This is a genomic window from Paraburkholderia humisilvae (assembly GCF_902859855.1).
In the GTDB taxonomy this organism is placed as follows: Bacteria; Pseudomonadota; Gammaproteobacteria; order Burkholderiales; family Burkholderiaceae; genus Paraburkholderia; species Paraburkholderia humisilvae.
Genome location: NZ_CADIKH010000440.1, coordinates 1 through 750 on the forward strand (window position 1 = coordinate 1; position 750 = coordinate 750).

Here is a 750-nt window from a genome sequence, read left to right on the forward strand (position 1 = left end):
GTCGCACCGAAACGCTTCGCGGTCTCCAGCCGGTTGTCGTCCAGATCGACCATGATGATTTCGGCAGGCGAATAGAAGCGGGCCGTGAGCAACGCCGCGAGTCCGATCGGCCCGCTACCAACGATAGCCACCGTACTTCCGGGTTCAACCTTGCCATTGAGCACGCCGCATTCGAAACCCGTCGGCAGGATATCGCTCAGCATCACGAGTGCCTCTTCGTCGGCGTTCTCTGGAATGCGGTAAAGACTGGTATCCGCATGCGGGATCCGGACGAATTCGGCCTGCGTGCCGTCGATCTTGTTGCCGAGAATCCAGCCGCCGCTCACACAATGCGAATACATCTGTTTGCGACAATACTCGCACTTGCCGCAAGCACTAATGCATGAGATGAGAACGCGCTCACCCGGCTTGAACGTGGTCACGCCCGGCCCCACCTCGTCGATGACGCCTGTGCCTTCATGCCCGAGCACGCGACCCGGCTGGCAGGTCGCGACGTCGCCCTTGAGAATGTGCAGGTCCGTTCCACAGATCGTCATCTTGCTGATCTTGACGATGGCGTCGGTAGCCGCGTCGATAACCGGTTTGGGACGGTCTTCAACGGCCTTCTTGCCAGGACCACGATAAACGAGTGCTTTCATTGTCGGTAACTCCGGTTGCATTGGATCGGCCCGTACACAGCGACGCATGTTAGTTCGGGCGGTCGAAGCTGACGCGCGCCTGTCGTCGCTTTAAACCACTCTGCCGCGTCAC

The 750-nt window shown here is 59.6% G+C and carries 1 protein-coding gene; it reads right to left on the bottom strand.

Going from position 1 to position 750, the window contains the following annotated elements:
- Positions 1-638 (bottom strand): alcohol dehydrogenase catalytic domain-containing protein (locus tag HV796_RS42955; protein WP_175233640.1); only part of this gene is annotated, 638 nt, incomplete at its 3' end.
- Positions 639-750: the final 112 nt, after the last annotated feature.